This window comes from Streptomyces sp. sk2.1 (genome assembly GCF_008120935.1).
Lineage (GTDB): Bacteria > Actinomycetota > Actinomycetes > Streptomycetales > Streptomycetaceae > Streptomyces.
In genome coordinates this window covers 1231123-1246082 of the sequence record NZ_RDBO01000077.1, presented here as the reverse complement: position 1 = coordinate 1246082, position 14960 = coordinate 1231123, and the positions used below count along the sequence as shown (strand labels likewise).

At 71.6% G+C, this 14960-nt stretch carries 18 protein-coding genes; 1 reads left to right on the top strand and 17 read right to left on the bottom strand.

Going from position 1 to position 14960, the window contains the following annotated elements; all coding sequences use genetic code 11:
* Window positions 1-897 precede the first annotated feature (897 nt).
* From EAO76_RS32855 to EAO76_RS32775, 17 genes are all read right to left on the bottom strand, one after another.
* Window positions 898-1464 carry a TetR/AcrR family transcriptional regulator gene (locus EAO76_RS32855; RefSeq protein ID WP_148840442.1) on the bottom strand — a complete coding sequence of 189 codons (567 nt, stop codon included), beginning with the start codon at window positions 1462-1464 and terminating at the stop codon, window positions 898-900.
* Window positions 1465-1581: 117 nt separating this feature from the next.
* On the bottom strand, window positions 1582-2418 hold the full coding sequence (gene whiG, locus EAO76_RS32850; RefSeq protein ID WP_148839594.1) for an RNA polymerase sigma factor WhiG: 837 nt from the start codon (window positions 2416-2418) through the stop codon (window positions 1582-1584).
* 242 nt (window positions 2419-2660) lie between these two features.
* On the bottom strand, window positions 2661-3869 hold the full coding sequence (gene dprA / locus EAO76_RS32845) for a DNA-processing protein DprA (protein WP_262376045.1): 1209 nt from the start codon (window positions 3867-3869) through the stop codon (window positions 2661-2663).
* Between the two features lie 86 nt (window positions 3870-3955).
* On the bottom strand, window positions 3956-5581 hold the full coding sequence (locus EAO76_RS32840) for a YifB family Mg chelatase-like AAA ATPase (protein ID WP_148839593.1): 1626 nt from the start codon (window positions 5579-5581) through the stop codon (window positions 3956-3958).
* The gene (locus tag EAO76_RS32835; protein ID WP_148839592.1) at window positions 5581-5940 is read right to left on the bottom strand and encodes a YraN family protein; all 360 of its coding nucleotides are present in this window, start codon (window positions 5938-5940) and stop codon (window positions 5581-5583) included. Before EAO76_RS32835 ends, EAO76_RS32840 begins: the two co-directional genes overlap by 1 nt.
* Window positions 5941-6044: 104 nt before the next feature.
* A complete protein-coding gene (locus EAO76_RS32830) occupies window positions 6045-6353 on the bottom strand; it encodes a DUF2469 domain-containing protein (protein ID WP_003965949.1) in 309 nt (102 codons plus the stop codon).
* A gap of 63 nt (window positions 6354-6416) precedes the next feature.
* On the bottom strand, window positions 6417-6905 hold the full coding sequence (locus tag EAO76_RS32825) for an NUDIX hydrolase (RefSeq protein WP_148839590.1): 489 nt from the start codon (window positions 6903-6905) through the stop codon (window positions 6417-6419).
* The gene (gene lepB, locus EAO76_RS32820) at window positions 6895-7635 is read right to left on the bottom strand and encodes a signal peptidase I (RefSeq protein WP_148839588.1); all 741 of its coding nucleotides are present in this window, start codon (window positions 7633-7635) and stop codon (window positions 6895-6897) included. The genes EAO76_RS32825 and lepB (EAO76_RS32820) overlap by 11 nt, the downstream gene beginning before the upstream one ends.
* A 51-nt stretch (window positions 7636-7686) precedes the next feature.
* Entirely contained in the window at window positions 7687-8580 is an 894-nt protein-coding gene (gene lepB / locus EAO76_RS32815) for a signal peptidase I (protein ID WP_148840440.1), read from the bottom strand.
* The gene (gene lepB, locus EAO76_RS32810) at window positions 8480-9562 is read right to left on the bottom strand and encodes a signal peptidase I (protein ID WP_148839586.1); all 1083 of its coding nucleotides are present in this window, start codon (window positions 9560-9562) and stop codon (window positions 8480-8482) included. The genes lepB (EAO76_RS32815) and lepB (EAO76_RS32810) overlap by 101 nt, the downstream gene beginning before the upstream one ends.
* Complete coding sequence (gene lepB / locus EAO76_RS32805; protein WP_148839584.1) at window positions 9555-10325, bottom strand: signal peptidase I; 771 nt, start codon at window positions 10323-10325, stop codon at window positions 9555-9557. Before lepB (EAO76_RS32805) ends, lepB (EAO76_RS32810) begins: the two co-directional genes overlap by 8 nt.
* Window positions 10326-10370: 45 nt before the next feature.
* Window positions 10371-10721 (bottom strand): 50S ribosomal protein L19, encoded by a 351-nt coding sequence (rplS, locus tag EAO76_RS32800; RefSeq protein ID WP_148839582.1) that lies wholly within the window; start codon window positions 10719-10721, stop codon window positions 10371-10373.
* Between the two features lie 164 nt (window positions 10722-10885).
* A complete protein-coding gene (gene trmD, locus EAO76_RS32795) occupies window positions 10886-11707 on the bottom strand; it encodes a tRNA (guanosine(37)-N1)-methyltransferase TrmD (RefSeq protein ID WP_148839580.1) in 822 nt (273 codons plus the stop codon).
* The gene (rimM, locus tag EAO76_RS32790) at window positions 11707-12291 is read right to left on the bottom strand and encodes a ribosome maturation factor RimM (RefSeq protein WP_148839578.1); all 585 of its coding nucleotides are present in this window, start codon (window positions 12289-12291) and stop codon (window positions 11707-11709) included. Before rimM ends, trmD begins: the two co-directional genes overlap by 1 nt.
* Before the next feature lie 79 nt (window positions 12292-12370).
* Window positions 12371-12610, bottom strand: coding sequence for an RNA-binding protein (locus EAO76_RS32785; protein ID WP_005311361.1), 240 nt, complete (start codon window positions 12608-12610; stop codon window positions 12371-12373).
* Between the two features lie 2 nt (window positions 12611-12612).
* On the bottom strand, window positions 12613-13053 hold the full coding sequence (gene rpsP / locus EAO76_RS32780; protein WP_148839576.1) for a 30S ribosomal protein S16: 441 nt from the start codon (window positions 13051-13053) through the stop codon (window positions 12613-12615).
* Window positions 13054-13210: 157 nt separating this feature from the next.
* Complete coding sequence (locus EAO76_RS32775; RefSeq protein WP_030928573.1) at window positions 13211-13804, bottom strand: hypothetical protein; 594 nt, start codon at window positions 13802-13804, stop codon at window positions 13211-13213.
* A gap of 582 nt (window positions 13805-14386) precedes the next feature.
* Between EAO76_RS32775 and EAO76_RS32770 the strand changes: the two genes are divergently transcribed.
* A partial coding sequence (locus EAO76_RS32770) for a class I SAM-dependent methyltransferase (protein ID WP_187438861.1) occupies window positions 14387-14960 on the top strand: 574 nt, incomplete at its 3' end.

Genomic DNA, 14960 nt, shown 5'->3' with positions numbered 1-14960 from the left:
GTCGCGCCTGACGCCCCGACGCGCCGTGCCACGAGGGACCGAGGAGCGCGGCCACCGTCCGCTGAGAGGGAGGTGGCGGGGCGTGCGAAGTCGACCCGGTGACCCGGATCGCCATAGGAAGTGTACGGGACGGCCCGGGTGCCGGGTGACGGCGCTGTCCACAACCGGTCGGTAGTCCACAGATCCGTTTCATGATCCCCGCGGATCGAGGCGTTGCGGGACGGTTCCGTCATGCGAAGCACACCCGGTCCGACCGCCGCCCGTCCCCCGCACGCACATCGCGGGACCACGCCCCGCGCGTCCTTTCCCGACGCGACCCGCACGTCCTTCCATGATGCGGTCCACGCGCCCGTTCCTGGTGCGAGCCTCGCGCCCTTCCCCGATGCGGGCCGCCCGCCGTGCGTGGCGTTCGCGGCCCGCGCCCGGGGCGTGGTCCCGCGATGTGCGTGCGGGGGACGGGCGGCGGTCGGACCGGGTGTGCTTCGCATGACGGAACCGTCCCGCAACGCCTCGATCCGCGGGGATCATGAAACGGATCTGTGGACTACCGACGATCGAGGTCGCGGGGAGCGGCGATCCGCCGCTGCGCACCACGTACGAGCCGGTGCGCGCCGTGGTCGCGAAGGGCGAGGAGGTGACGGCGGGGCAGGTGGTCGCCACCCTGGAGGCGGGGCCCTTCCACTGCGCGTCGGGGTGTCTGCACTGGGGGCTGCGGCGCGGGGACGCGTATCTGGATCCGCTGTCGTTGCTGCCGCCGGCACTGCTGCGGCGGGGGCCGTCCAGGCTGCTGCCGGTCCTCGGCCTGCCGGAACCTCCGGCTCCGGCCGGGGGGACCGGGGACGGGCTCGCCGCCCCCGGCGTTCTGCTCGCCGCCGCGATGCGGCGACGGCACAGGGGTCAGCCCTGCACGCCCTGCACGCCTCGGAGGATCATGGCCACGGCGGTGTCCGCGATCACCTCCGGCTCCTCGGCCACGCCCAGTTCGATGCGCCGCACCGCGGCGTCCACCGAACCCTGGAGCAGCATCGCCGCCAGCCGCGGCTGTTCGTGGCCCAGATCGCCGAGCGCCTCGACGATCATGGCGATCAGTCCGCCGTGCGCGGCCCTGATCTTCTCGCGTGCCCCGGCGTCCAGCTCGCTCGCCGAAATGGCGACGACCGCCCGGTGGCGGCGGTCCCCGACGAGGTCGAGCTGTCGGCGTACGTAGGCCTCGATCCTGCCCTCGGGCGTGGTGGCCTGATCCATCGCGCTCTCGACCTCGGCCGCCCAGACGGGGAAGTCGACGGCGCAGAGCTCCTCGACGACGGCCGCGCGGGAGCGGAAGTACTCGTAGACGGAGGACCGGGCGAGGCCCGTGCGTTCGGCGAGGGCGGGGAAGGTCAATGCCTCCGTACCTCCCTCGGACAGCAGGGAGCGGGCGGCGTCCAGGAGGGCGCCGCGCTGCATGGTCCGGTGCTCGGCCACCGAGGCCGCTCGAATCCTGGGCACGCGTCCACTCTACGGCGACCTGTGTTCGAGAGGGTGCGTACGGCCCCGATCGGTGGCGGAAGCAGCCACGGCCGGCGCCCGGCCGCGAGGGGCTCAGCGTCCGGCGTCGGCCAGCTTCGCGCGCAGTTGCAGCACGGATTTGGTGTGGATCTGGCTGACCCGGCTCTCGGTGACCCCGAGCACGTTGCCGATCTCGGCGAGGGTGAGTCCCTCGTAGTAGTAGAGCGTGACGACCGTCTTCTCACGCTCCGGAAGTGTGTTGATGGCCCGGGCGAGCAGCCGTCTGAGCTCGCGGTCCTCGGCGACCTCCACCGGGTCGTCGGCGGCGGTGTCCTCCAGCGTGTCCATCAGGCTCAGCCGGTCGCCGCCCTCGCCGCCGACGTGCAGCAACTCCTCCAGCGCGACCACGTTGGCCAATGACAACTGGCTGAAAACCGCATGCAGTTCATCGAGTGCGATACCCATCTCCGAGGCGACCTCCGCCTCGGAGGGAGTGCGTCTCAACTGCGCCTCCAGCGTGGCGTAGGCACGTTCCACGGCCCGCGCCTTCTGGCGCACCGAGCGCGGGATCCAGTCCAGCGCCCGGAGTTCGTCGATCATCGCGCCGCGGATGCGGGTGATCGCGTACGTCTCGAACTTGATCGCGCGCTCGATGTCGAACTTCTCGATCGCGTCGATCAGCCCGAAGACCCCCGAGGAGACGAAGTCCGCCTGCTCGACGTTGGAGGGCAGGCCCACACTCACCCGGCCCGCGACGTACTTCACCAGCGGCGAGTAGTGCAGGATCAGCTGCTCCCGCAGGCGCTCGTCACCCGTGGACTTGTACGAACGCCACAACTCGTCGAGCGAGGAGGGGGCGGGAGGGCGCACAGTGCCACGCGCAGCCGGTGGTACTGCCGCGCGGTCAGACCCGGAGGTGTGCTGGGGCATGTGGTGCCTTGAGCCGTTCTGCCGTGAAGCGCTGGGGGACGTATGTCTGAGTCGGGATCCTTGTGAGCGTAGCGTGACTGGGATGTCGCGGTCCGCGCAGGATATGGGATCGGCGGCCCGCGAATCCGGCCGATCCGACAGGACTGCGGTCCGGGGCCGTCGCCGCGTGCGTCGGCCCCGGAGGCGTCACTGAGGGATCCGCCGGGGTCATCGGCATCACCTTTTCACCCGAATGCTCCAGGTCAAGTACCGCCTCGCCGGGCGTCGCCGTCGCGAGCCGGCCACGGCGTCAACTGCCATCCATCGCCATGTCGTTCGACGAACCCCAGTGAGTGCAGTTCGTACAGTCTGCCGAGTGCTTCGTCGGTGCTGGTTCCGGCCACCCGGGCCACGTCGCGCCCGCTGGCGACGCCCCGGAACGGAAGTGCGTCGAGGACCCTGGCGGAGACCGCGTCCAGCCGGTCCCTGGGGTGCATGGGACCGTGCCGGACCGGGGCGAGTTCACCGATGTCGCCCACCAGCTCGGCGATTTCCGAGGCATCGGTCACCAGGACGCCCTCCCCGCGCAGGAGTTCATGGACCCCTGCGGACAACGCGCTGGTGGCGGGGCCGGGCACCCCCATCGTGAAACGGCCGAGACGCTGCGCGTTGCGCGCGGTGACCAGTGAGCCGCTGCGGTATTCGGCCTCGACCACGACCGTCCCGCGCGTCAACGCGGCGATGACCCGGTTCCGGAGAATGAACCTGCTGCGGGTCGGATGATCGGACGGCGGCAATTCACCGATGACGAGCCCCTGTTGCGCCATCCGTCCGATCAGTTCGGCGTGTCCCCGGGGGTAGGCGACGTCCACCCCGCAGGCGAGGACCGCCATCGTCGCTCCGTCGACGGCCAGCGCGCCCCGATGCGCCGCGCCGTCCACCCCGAAGGCCGCGCCCGACACGACCACCCACCCCAGTTCCGCGAGCCCCGCGCCGAGGCTCGCCGCCATGTGCGATCCGTACGGCGTGCAGGCGCGGGCACCGACCACGGCGACCGAGCGCAGTGCCCAGAGCCGCAGGTCGCGCGGCCCCCGCACCCACAGACCGGTCGGCCGCGCGTCCCCGAGGTCGTCGAGCTGGGTGGGCCATTCCCGGTCGCCGGGGCAGACGAACCGGCCTCCTGCGCCGGCCACCGCCGAGAGGTCCCGCTCCGGCTCCACGCCCTCGGCCCGCAGCCGGTATCCGGCCAGCCGTTTCGGGGTCATCCCGCCCAGTCGCTCCGCGGTGCCGTCCCCTGAGGTGATCCGCCGGAGCAGTTCGACGGCACCGCACTCGCGCAGCCACCGGCCGCCCCGCTCGTCCCCCGGCTCCAGAATTCGGGTCAGGGCGGCCCGGGCCAGCCGCTCCGCATCCCCCGCGCCCGCCGCCGGTCCCGGCGCCGCCTCTGTTTCCGTGGCGAGCCCCGTCCTCATGACGGACCCCGCCTCCATGACGGACCCCGTCTCCATGGCGGGCCCCCTCTCCATGGCGGGCCCCGGTCCGTCGGCCGTCCGCGGGCTCATGACGCCCCGGCCCGGGCCAGGGCACCCCGCGACACCCCGGTGCGCAGTTCCAGGGCCACCGCCACGTCGGACGCCTCCGGCCGGTCGGCGCCCCGCAGATCGGCGACCGTCCACGCCACCCTGAGCACCCGGTCCAGCCCCCGGGCGGTGAGCATGCCCCGCTCCATGTCCCGCTCGGCCGCCAGGAGGGCGCCGGGTGCCGCGACCAGCCTGGTCCGCAGTTCGTGACCGGGCACCTCGCTGTTGGTGGACCAACCCGTGCCCGCCAGCCGCTCCGCCGCGCGCGCCCTGGCCTCCTGGACCCGGGCGGCGACGGAGGCCGACGACTCGCCCCGGTCGCCCCGCGCCAGCAGGTCCTCGCGCCTGACCGGATCGACGACCACCTTCAGGTCCACCCGGTCCAGCAGGGGTCCGGAGAGTCTCGCCTGATACCGCCTGACCGACGACGGCGGGCACTCGCAACCGGCACCGCCGACACCGTGCCGGCCGCACGGGCAGGGGTTGGCGGCCAGCACCATCAGGAACTTCGCGGGCAGCCGGACCACCCCGGCGCTGCGCGCCACCACCACGTGCCCCGACTCCAGCGGCTGGCGCAACGCGTCCAGTGCCCGCACGGAGAACTCCGGCGCCTCGTCCAGAAAGAGGATGCCCCGGTGGGCCAACGAGACCGCGCCGGGCCTCGGCAGCCCGTTGCCACCGCCGACGAGGGACTGCATCGTCGCCGAGTGGTGCGGTGCGCAGTACGGGGGGCGGGACACCAGCGGCTCCCCCGGCGGCAGGATGCCCGCCACCGAGTGCACCGCGGTCACCTCCAGGGACTCCTTCCTGGTCAGCGTGGGCAGGATCGCCGGAAGCCGCTCGGCCAGCATGGTCTTGCCCGCACCGGGCGGCCCCGAGAGCAGCAGGTGGTGCCCGCCCGCCGCGGCCACCTCCAGGGCCTTGCGGGGGCGTTCCTGCCCCGCCACGTCCGCCAGGTCCGGCACGTGCCCCTCACTCGCCCCGGTTCCCCGGGCGAGCCCGGTGCCGATGCCCGCGCCCGGCACCATCAGCCCGGCCAGCATCGTGTCGGGGCGCCCCTCCTCGTGCTCCTCCCGCTCGTCGGGCACCGGCTCGTCGCAGAGCACGGCGATCAGCTGCCGCAGACTCCGCACCCCGAGGACGGCGACCCCGGGAACCAGCGCCGCCTCCCCCGCGGTCTGCTCGGGCACGACCACCTGGCGGTATCCGGCCTCCGCGGCGGCCAGCACGGAGGGCAGCACGCCCCGCACCGGCCGCACCCGGCCGTCCAGTCCCAGTTCCCCGATCATCACCACATCGGCGATGGACACCGGGTCGATCCGCTCCGCCGCTCCCAGCACCGCACACGCCACGGCGAGATCGAACCCCGAACCGCCCTTCGGCACGGAGGCCGGTGACAGGCCCACCGTGAGTTTCTTCTGCGGCCACTCGGCCCCGGAGTTCACGACCGCGGCCCTGACCCGGTCCCGGCTCTCCACCAGGCTCTTGTCCGGCAGCCCCACCAGGGTGAACGCCGCCACCCCCGCCTCCAGGTCCGCCTGGACCTCCACCACCACGCCCTCGACGCCGACCAGCGCCACCGAACAGGCCCGTGCGAACCCCATCAGGCCACCCCCCGGGCGTGCTCGGCGACGGGCGCTCCACGCCTGGGCAGCACCACCCCGACCAGGTCGATCCGGACCCCGCCGGGCGGCGGGCCGCCGTGCCGGTCGAGCCAGATCCCGGCCAGCCTCCGCAGCCGCCCCGCCTTGACCGGGGTGACGGCCGCCATCGGATGCTCGAAGGCCCCGGCCCTGCGGGTCTTCACCTCGCAGACCACCAGGACGTCGCCGTCCAACGCGACGATGTCGATCTCACCGGCGCGACAGCGCCAGTTCCGTTCCAGTACGGACATGCCGGCTCCGGCCAGCAGCCGCGCCGCCAGATCCTCGCCGTACCGCCCGAGTGCCCCCCGTGCGTTCATTCGGCACCACCTCCGGGACCGACTCTGACGCGTTCGGTCCCGGCTCGTGGATCTTGGTGGACAACTCCGGAGTTGTGGATATCCCGGCAACCCGGGAGGGGGAATCAGCCCCCCGGAAGTTCGAGGTCGCTCTTGTTGAGCTCCTCGATGTTGACGTCCTTGAACGTCAGCACCCGTACCTGCTTGACGAAGCGCGCGGGCCGGTACATGTCCCAGACCCAGGCGTCCGCCATCGACACCTCGAAGAACACCTCGCCCTGGACCGAGTGCACCTGCATCTCGTAGTCATTGGTGAGGTAGAAGCGCCGTTCCGTCTCGATCACGTATTTGAACAGACCGACGACGTCTCGGTACTCCCGGTAGAGCTTCAGCTCCATCTCGGTCTCGTACTTCTCGAGGTCCTCGGCGCTCATTGGCATGTTCCCCTTCAGCCGTGCGTGCCCCCATTGTGCGCCAGGCACCGGCCCCCGGGGTGCTCAGGCGATTTCGGGGTCCAGAACCAGCGGTGCACCAGGGGGACCCTCGTCGAGCAGCGTGCGCAGCAACTCGGCGAGCCTGGTCGGGTACACCGTCTCACGCGCCACCGACAGTTCGTCGGAGGTCCACCACCTCAGACCCGCGACGCTGCGCCGTTCCAGTCCGGTCTGACCGCTGGTGTCCGTGGCGGTCTGCTTCGTACGGGCCAGGAAGTACCACTCGTCCTGCTCCCAGCGCCGCCCGTCGAACGGGAACGAGCACATCCGCCGCCAGAGCAGCGGGCCCAGTTCCGCATCGGTGATCCCGGTCTCCTCCACGAGCTCGCGCAGCGCGGCCTCCTCCCGCGTCTCGTCGCCCTCCAGACCGCCGCCGGGGGTGAACCACCAGGTGCTTCGCGGATCATCCGGTTCGAAGCCGTGCATCAGGAGGATCCGGTCGTCGGGGTCCAGGAGCACCACCCGGGCGACCTTCCGTTTCTCAACGCGCACCGGCAACCGTCCTCTCACGCCCCCTGCGCGCCACACGCGCCGCGACCGGGCCGTACGCCGCACCTCCCAGGATGAGCACCACGCCCACCACGACGGCGGCGAGCTGGAGCTTCAGCGGGCCGGGCGACGACACCCCGCCGGGGAGGGCGGCGAACGCCCGCGGGCGCTCGATCATGCCGTCCATCGGCCAGGCGATGGCATCCACCCTGGCCTGCACCGAGCCGCGCGGGACGGAACCGTGCCCGGGGTCGGTCAGATGGACCCTGGAGTCCAGCGAGGACCTGCGCTCGTCCCCCAGCAGGAAGAGCTGCCCCTGGGGCACCTCCGCCGTGAAGTTCTCGCCCGAGGCCGGGTCCTCGGACCGCAGATACGATTCCTCGACGGGCTTGCCGTTGATCGTGAGCCGGCCGTCCTTGCCGCAGCAGGCGATCTTGTCGCCGCCGATCCCCACCACCCGCTTCACCATGGGCATGTCGCCCCAGGCCGGGTCGGTGAAGATCACCACGTCGCCGCGACGCACCTCGCCGCCATCGATCCGCTGTGCGAGCACCCGGTCGCCGGCCTGCACCGTGGGGGTCATCGAGTCGGTCGGCACCGTGTACGGCTTGTACACCACCGCCGCCCACGCGAACCCGCCGAGAAAGAGCACACAGCCGACGGCCACGGCCAGCCCGGACAGCATGCTGCCGAGCCGACCGCGGCCGTCTCCCGTACGTCCTGTTCCACTCATCCCAGCGCCCCCCGCATCGGAGATCGACAATCGCTGATCCGAGTCGGCACCCTACCCGGCGGTACGCCCGCTGGTCAGCCTCCTGCGACGCCACAGCACGAGCGGCAACGCCCCGGCCACACCCAGTGCTCCCGGGGCCAGTCCCATCGCCGCGTTGATCCCCGGCTGCTCGAAGGTCTTCGGGATCGGCAGGGTCGCCCAGCGGTTGATCGGCCACGCGACGACGAAGGCCCGGCCGACCACCTCGTCGTTGGAGACCGTGCCGTTGCCCGGCAGCTCCTGGTGGTAGCGGGAGTCGAGGGAGTTCTGCCGGTGGTCGCCCATCACCCAGATCCGGCCCTCGGGCACCTTGATCGGGCCGAACGGCTCGTCGTTGCAGGAGCTGTTCCCCTCGAAGATGTACGACTGGTCGTCCAGGGCCTTGCCGTTGACCGTGACCGGGCCGTTCTTCTTGCACTCCACGACGTCGCCGCCGACCCCGATGACCCGCTTGATCAGGTCCTTCTCCTCGGCGGACGGCATCAGTCCGATGAAGCTCAGGAACTTCTGCACGGCGTTCGGCTCGGGAGTCTCGGTGTTCTCCAGCCAGCCGCCCGGGTCGTGGAAGACCACGACCTCGCCGCGCTCGGGCTCCGCGCCGAACCACGGAGTCAGCTTGTCGACCAGCACCCGGTCGCCCCGCTGGAGCGTGTTCTGCATCGAGTCCGAGGGAATCGAGAACGCCTGCACCAGGAATGTCTTGATCAGCAGCGCGAGAACCAGCGCGATGCCGATGAGCAGGGGCAGCTCCTTCCAGAAGGAGCGCGGCTTCCTCTGGGCCCTGCCGCCGTCCGGAGCGTCCGCGTCACTCTGCGCGCGGTCCGCCGCTCCGGCGGACTCGGCATTGTCCGGATTGCCCGGCCGGTCCTCGGGTTCGTCGTGTCCGGATCGTGCGCCGACCGCCAAATCCCCCACATCCACTCCTTACTCCGTGCCACCGCCCGCGACCCAGCCGGTGCAGGCCCACCACTCCCATAACGAGCGGGAGTTCCGCAGGGGTCGGGAGAGGGATCATTCCATTGAGATTCCGGGACGACACACTATGCGACGGGCCCGACGCGGCAGCCGTCCCGGCGCGCGCGTCAGGGATCGATCCGAATGTGGCCGGTTCCTCCAGTTTCCGCCAGTGGGAGAAGGGCCAGGCGATCACCACGGCCCGCCCCACGACCTCGTCCTCGGAGACCGTGCCGTGTTCGGGCCCGTCCAGGTGGTAGCGCGAATCGGCCGAATTGGACCGGTGGTCGCCCATCACGAAGATCCGGCCGGGCGGAACCTTTACTTCGAATTTGATGAGGGAGGGCGGGTTGCCGGGGTGCCGGTAGGGCTCGTCCAACGGTACGCCGTTGACGCTGATCCGGCCGTCCTCGCCGCAGCACTTCACCGTGTCGCCGCCCACCGCGATCACCCGTTTGATCAGGTCCTGCTCGTCGTCCGAGGGCAGCAGGCCGACGAAGGTCAGCGCCTGTTTCACCTGTTTGACGACGACGGGCGGGTCCCCCTTGTCGGCGTTCTCCTGCTGCAGCCAGCCGCCCGGGTCCTTGAAGACGACGACGTCGCCGCGCTCGGGCCGGGAGCCGAACCAGGGCGTCAGCTTGTCCACCAGCACCCGGTCACCGATCCGGATGGTCTGTTCCATCGATCCCGAAGGGATCACGAACGCCTGCACCAGGAAGGTCTTGAGCACCAGCGCGATCAGCAGCGCCACGGTGATGAGCAGCGGGATCTCGCGCAGGGCCGACCTGCGCCGCCGCCGCTTGACCCTGCGGGCCAGCCTGCGCCGCTCAGCCCTGGTGGGCAGGGAGCGCGCGGTCCTCGGCCCGTCGCCGCCCGGTGGTGGTGTTCCGGCGTCGGATTCGGGACCGCCCCGGCCGCGGCCGCGGTTACCCATGGCCCCTGCCCGGCGCGTGTACGGCGCCGAAGGCGGCACTGTCCGGCAGCGAGCCCAGCCGGCTCGGCGGCCAGCCGATCCAGTCCACCCGGCCGATCACCATGTCCACGGGGACCATGCCACCGCCCGGCTCCCCCAGGTGGTCGCGCGAGTCGCGGGAATTGCTCCGGTGGTCGCCCATCATCCACAGCGTGCCGTCGGGGACGACGATGTCGAAACGGGCCCGGGAGGGGGCGTCCCCCGGGTACAGGTAGTCCTCGACGACCGCCCGGCCGTTCACCTCGACCCTGCCCCGGCTGTCGCAGCACACCACCCGGTCGCCGCCCACGCCCACCACCCGTTTCACGTAGTCGGTCTCGGCGGGCTGCGCCAGGCCCAGGGACGAGGCCACCGAGTGCGCCAGCCCGGCGACGGGATTCTCCTGCGGGGCCTCCTGCACGAAGGACCCCGTGCCGTCGAAGACCACCACGTCACCGCGGTGCGGCACCGAGCCGAAACGGTACGCCAGCTTGTTCACCAGCACCCGGTCCCCGACCCGCAGCGTGGGTTCCATCGAGCCGCTCGGGATCAGGAAGGGCTGCACCACGAAGTGGCTGAGAAGCAGCACGAACACCGTGCAGACGGCTCCGAGCACGGCGGTCCGCCGCCAGGTCATCCAGGCACCCGGCCCCGCCGGAACACGCAAGGAGCGCGACCGCTCCTCCGTACCCGGGTCGGGTTCGCAGGCGGGGTCGCGCTCCGAGGGCTTTGCTTCCGTGTCCATCGAGGCCAGAGCCTATCCGGCGGACCTGTGGACCAGGGAGTCAGCTCAGTTGTCGCGCTTCTCCTTGATCTTCGCGGCCTTGCCGCGCAGCTCACGGAGGTAGTACAGCTTGGCGCGACGGACGTCACCGCGGGTGACGAGCTCGATCTTCTCGAAGATCGGGCTGTGCACCGGGAAGGTGCGCTCGACGCCGACGCTGAAGGAAACCTTGCGGACCGTGAAGGTCTCGCTGACGCCCGCGCCCTGGCGGCGGATGACGACGCCCTTGAACTGCTGGATACGGGAGCGGTTGCCCTCGATCACTCGGACGTGGACGTTGACGGTGTCACCGGGGCGGAACGCCGGGATGTCGGTGCGCAGCGACGCAGCGTTGACGTCATCGAGCAGGGAAGCCATGTTGTCCGCTTTCTTCGCCGATGCCACAGGTCATCGACGGGAGATCGTGATGGATGGAGGTGCTGACCGCGTCGGGCGGGCGTCGGGCCGTCCCCGCGGACGGGGAACCGGATCAGCCGCTTTCCCCCTGTGGCAGGGGCGCGCGCCGGACGGACAGCAGCGGCCTATTCTTCCACGGCTCGGGGCCTGCGCCAAAATCGGCCGTCGGGCTCCGGTGACCAGCCGAGGATGGAGAGCATCTCGCGGTCCTTCTTGTCGAACCCCGCGGCGTCGCAGCGCTCGATCAGGTCGGGCCGGTTGAGGGCGGTGCGGCGGAACGCCTCGTCCCGCCGCCAGCGGGCGATCTTCCCGTGGTGGCCGCTGAGCAGCACCTCGGGGATCTCCCTGCCACGCCACACCGGCGGCTTGGTGTAGACGGGGCCCTCCAGCAGGTTGGCCATCGCGCCGGGGGCGAAGGAGTCGTCCCGGTGCGATTCCGCGTTGCCGAGCACGCCGGGCAGCAGCCGGGCCACCGCCTCCGTGATCACCAGCACCGCGGCTTCCCCGCCGGCCAGCACGTAGTCGCCGATGGAGACCTCGACCACCGGCATCCGGGTCGCGTACTCGTCCATCACCCGCCGGTCGATGCCCTCGTAGCGGGCCGGCGTGAAGATCAGCCAGGGCCGTTCGGAGAGTTCGACGGCGAGTTCCTGGGTGAACGGGCGGCCGCTGGGCGTGGGCACCACCAGTACCGGGGAGTGCGCCCCGGCCTCGTACCCGCCCGCCAGGGCGTCGTCCAGCGCCTCGCCCCACGGCTCGGTCTTCATGACCATGCCCGGACCGCCGCCGTACGGGGTGTCGTCGACCGTGTTGTGCCGGTCGTACGTCCAGTCGCGCAGGTCGTGCACGTGGACGTCGAGCCGGCCGCGCGCGCGGGCCTTGCCGACGAGCGAGACGTTCAGCGGTTCCAGGTACTCCGGGAAGATCGTGACGACGTCGAGGCGCATCAGGCGTCCTTCCCCGGGCCGGACTCCCCGTCGCCCTCTCCGTCCTCACCGCGCGAGGAGGCGATCACGGCCTGGCTCTCGTCGATCAGCCCCGGCGGCGGGACGACCACCGCGCGCTGCTCCTCCAGGTCGATCTCGGTGACGATCTCCTCGACGAACGGGATCATCACCTCGCTGCCGTCCGGCCGCTCGACGATGAAGAGGTCCTGGGACGGCAGATGCGTGATCTCGGAGATCCGGCCGACGACGGTGCCGTCGGTCAGGACCACGTCGAGGTCCATGAGCTGGTGGTCGTAGAACTCCTCGGGGTCCTCGGGGAGTTCGTCCGGGTCGACCTCGGCAATCAGCAGCGTGTTGCGCAGGGCCTCGGCAGCCGTCCGGTCGCGCACGCCCTCGAAGCGCAGCAGCAGCCGTCCGCTGTGCACCCGTCCGGTGTCGATCGTCAGCGGTCCGGCCCCGGCCGGTTCGGTGGCGAGCACGGCTCCGGGCGCGAGCCGCAGTTCCGGCTCGTCCGTGCGGACCTCGACGGTGACCTCGCCCTTGATGCCATGGGCACGGCCGATCCGCGCGACTACCAACTGCACCTTGTGTCTCTCCTGTCATACGACGACGGGCCGGGGCGGGCCCATGGCCCTCCCCGGCCCGTGCCGGTGTTCAACTCTGTCAGCGAACCTGGTCCACATCGACGAGGTCGACGCGGATGCCGCGGCCGCCGATGGCGCCCACGACGGTACGCAGCGCACGCGCGGTGCGGCCGTTGCGACCGATCACCTTACCGAGGTCGTCGGGGTGGACCCGGACCTCCAGCACGCGGCCGCGGCGCAGGTTGCGCGAGGCGACCTGCACATCGTCGGGGTTGTCGACGATGCCCTTCACGAGGTGCTCGAGAGCCTCCTCGAGCATGCTCAGGCCTCGGTCGACTCGGCGGAAGCAGCCGCGTCAGCAGCCTCGTCCGCCTTCTTGTCGGACTTCTTCGCCTTCTGCGTGATGGCCTCGCCCTTGGACTCTTCGCCGTCCTGGGTCAGGGCCTCGAACAGGGCGCGCTTGTCCGCCTTGGGCTCCGGCTGCAGCAGCGGCGCGGGGGCCGGAAGACCCTTGTGGGCCTGCCAGTCACCGGTGAGCTTCAGGATCGCGAGAACCGGCTCGGTCGGCTGGGCGCCGACGGACAGCCAGTACTGCGCACGCTCCGAGTTGACCTCGATGCGCGAGGGGTTCTGCACCGGGTGGTACAGACCGATCTCCTCGATGGCCCGGCCGTCACGGCGGGTACGGGAGTCGGCGACGACGATGCGGTAGTGAGGCGAACGGATCTTGCCCAGACGCTTCAGCTTGATCTTGACTGCCACGGGAGTGGTGTCTCCTGGTCTATGACGTGGTTGGGCACAACGAAGATGCCACGTGGGGTTGCGGTACTCGGGTGCCCGATGGACGCGTCAGCCGGAGGAGAGAGGGGTCCTGTGCGACTGTCGAGTACAGCTAGCCATTGTGCCACACCACATCGGGTCACCCCACCGCGACCGCCGCTTCCGGAATGCGGAACGGCTTTCCGCACCCTCCGCAGACGATCGGCGCCTGCGCCAGGACCGACGGGACGACGCGCACGTTGCGACCGCAGTCGCAGACGGCCTTGACGCGGACGCCGCCGCCGGAGGAGCCGTGCCGGGCGGCCGGCCCCCGGAAGGAGCGCTTGGTGTCGGCGGCGGTGGCGACCGTGTGCGCCTTGAGGGCGCGCTGCAGCCGCTCGATCGTCGGCCGGTAGCGGCGCTTGGCCTCGGGGTTGAGCGTGACCAGTGAGAAACCGCTGCTGGGATGCGGCTCCTCGGCGTGGTCCAGGCCCAGCTCCTCGGCGATCGCGAGGAATCTGCGGTTGTGGTAGCGGCCGGCGCGGGAGGTGTCGCGTACACCTCGGGCGGCGGCGATGCCGTGGACTGCTTCGTGGAGCAGTCGTTCGAAGGAGAGCTCGGCGCCGCAGGCGGACGAGGACTCTCCGATCAGGGACTCGGGCGCGGCCAGATCCGGCAGCTCGGGGTGGTACCGCTGAATGTCGGCCCACGCCTGCGCCAGCTCTGCGGCAAGTACAGGTGGTGTCGTGCTCACGTCGTGACAACGAGCACGAGTGCCCCGGTGTTCCGATTCCGGGGCATCCCAAATAATTTGCACGTACCAGTCAGTTGCCGTTCATGCGCCCCGACGCGGGCGGGTGCGCCGATCTGCGGAGAAGCCGCACAGCTCGCACCAAGGTGGTACGTAGCGACGCGTACGTCCGGACGCCCGGGCGACCGCCGCGCACCGGGGCACCGCACGCTCCCCGGGACGGGTGGGGCGTCGGTGGACACGGGCCGCCGGAGCGACCCTACCGGGCGCATGGTCCGAATCGGGCACCGCCCCCTCCCCGCCCGGCGCGCGGTGCTCGACGTGCCCGCCCGGACGTGTCGGGTGAGACTGGGGCCAGGAGCGGGAGACGGGCGTCCGGCGCCCGCCCGTCCGGCACGGGCTCCCCCTCCGGTCCCCCGGGGCGCACCACCGCGGCAGGCGGTTCCCGCCCGCGGCTCCCCGGGCACGGCAGCCGCCGCGCGGCACTCCGGCACACGGGGACGCGGGCACACCCGCGCACGGCGGCATCCACTCGGGCACGACCGATCGGACACGACCGACCTCTCGGCGGATTGGGGCGCTTCCATGACACCAACGCTCGTCCGGCACCACGGCCATCCGCGGACGCTCACCCGGACGGCCCCCGAAAGCCGTGCCCGGGACTGGGCCGAGATCCAGGAGCGGATGCTGGCACCGCTGTACGAAGCGGTGTACGAGCGGCTGGAGGTGGGGGTCGGCACCCGGCTGCTCTCCCTGGGCTGCGGCTCCGGTCTCGCGCCGCTGATGGCCGCCGGCCGGGGCGCGCGGGTCACCGGGGTGGACACCGACTCCGAACGGCTGGCGCTCGCCCGGACCCGGCTGCCGCACGGGCCCGGCGGCGGCTCCGGTTCCCCGGCCGGGGGGCCGCGATTCCTGGAGGGCGGTCCGTCCGCGGCCCCGCCGCCCGACGGGACGCCCTACAACCTGCTCACCGCCTTCACCCCGATCGGCTGCTCGTTCGACGACGGAGAGGGGCTGGTGGCCGCGCTGCGGTCCGCGGTGCCGCTGGCCGCGCGGGGCGGTGTCGTGGTGCTGACCGGGTGGGGGCCTCCGGAGCGGTGCACGGCGGCGCCCGTGCTGGGGGTGGCCGCACGGCTGGCGGACGGGGGCCGCCGTGCAC

Excerpts from the sequence above, each read along its gene's own strand:
- whiG (WP_148839594.1), bottom strand. The coding sequence starts at position 2,418 with ATGCCCCAGCACACCTCCGGGTCTGACCGCGCGGCAGTACCACCGGCT.
- dprA (WP_262376045.1), bottom strand. The coding sequence starts at position 3,869 with ATGAGGACGGGGCTCGCCACGGAAACAGAGGCGGCGCCGGGACCGGCG.
- EAO76_RS32840 (WP_148839593.1), bottom strand. The coding sequence starts at position 5,581 with ATGGGGTTCGCACGGGCCTGTTCGGTGGCGCTGGTCGGCGTCGAGGGC.
- EAO76_RS32835 (WP_148839592.1), bottom strand. The coding sequence starts at position 5,940 with ATGAACGCACGGGGGGCACTCGGGCGGTACGGCGAGGATCTGGCGGCG.
- EAO76_RS32830 (WP_003965949.1), bottom strand. The coding sequence starts at position 6,353 with ATGAGCGCCGAGGACCTCGAGAAGTACGAGACCGAGATGGAGCTGAAG.
- lepB (WP_148839588.1), bottom strand. The coding sequence starts at position 7,635 with ATGAGTGGAACAGGACGTACGGGAGACGGCCGCGGTCGGCTCGGCAGC.
- lepB (WP_148839586.1), bottom strand. The coding sequence starts at position 9,562 with ATGGGTAACCGCGGCCGCGGCCGGGGCGGTCCCGAATCCGACGCCGGA.
- lepB (WP_148839584.1), bottom strand. The coding sequence starts at position 10,325 with ATGGACACGGAAGCAAAGCCCTCGGAGCGCGACCCCGCCTGCGAACCC.
- rplS (WP_148839582.1), bottom strand. The coding sequence starts at position 10,721 with ATGGCTTCCCTGCTCGATGACGTCAACGCTGCGTCGCTGCGCACCGAC.
- trmD (WP_148839580.1), bottom strand. The coding sequence starts at position 11,707 with ATGCGCCTCGACGTCGTCACGATCTTCCCGGAGTACCTGGAACCGCTG.
- EAO76_RS32785 (WP_005311361.1), bottom strand. The coding sequence starts at position 12,610 with ATGCTCGAGGAGGCTCTCGAGCACCTCGTGAAGGGCATCGTCGACAAC.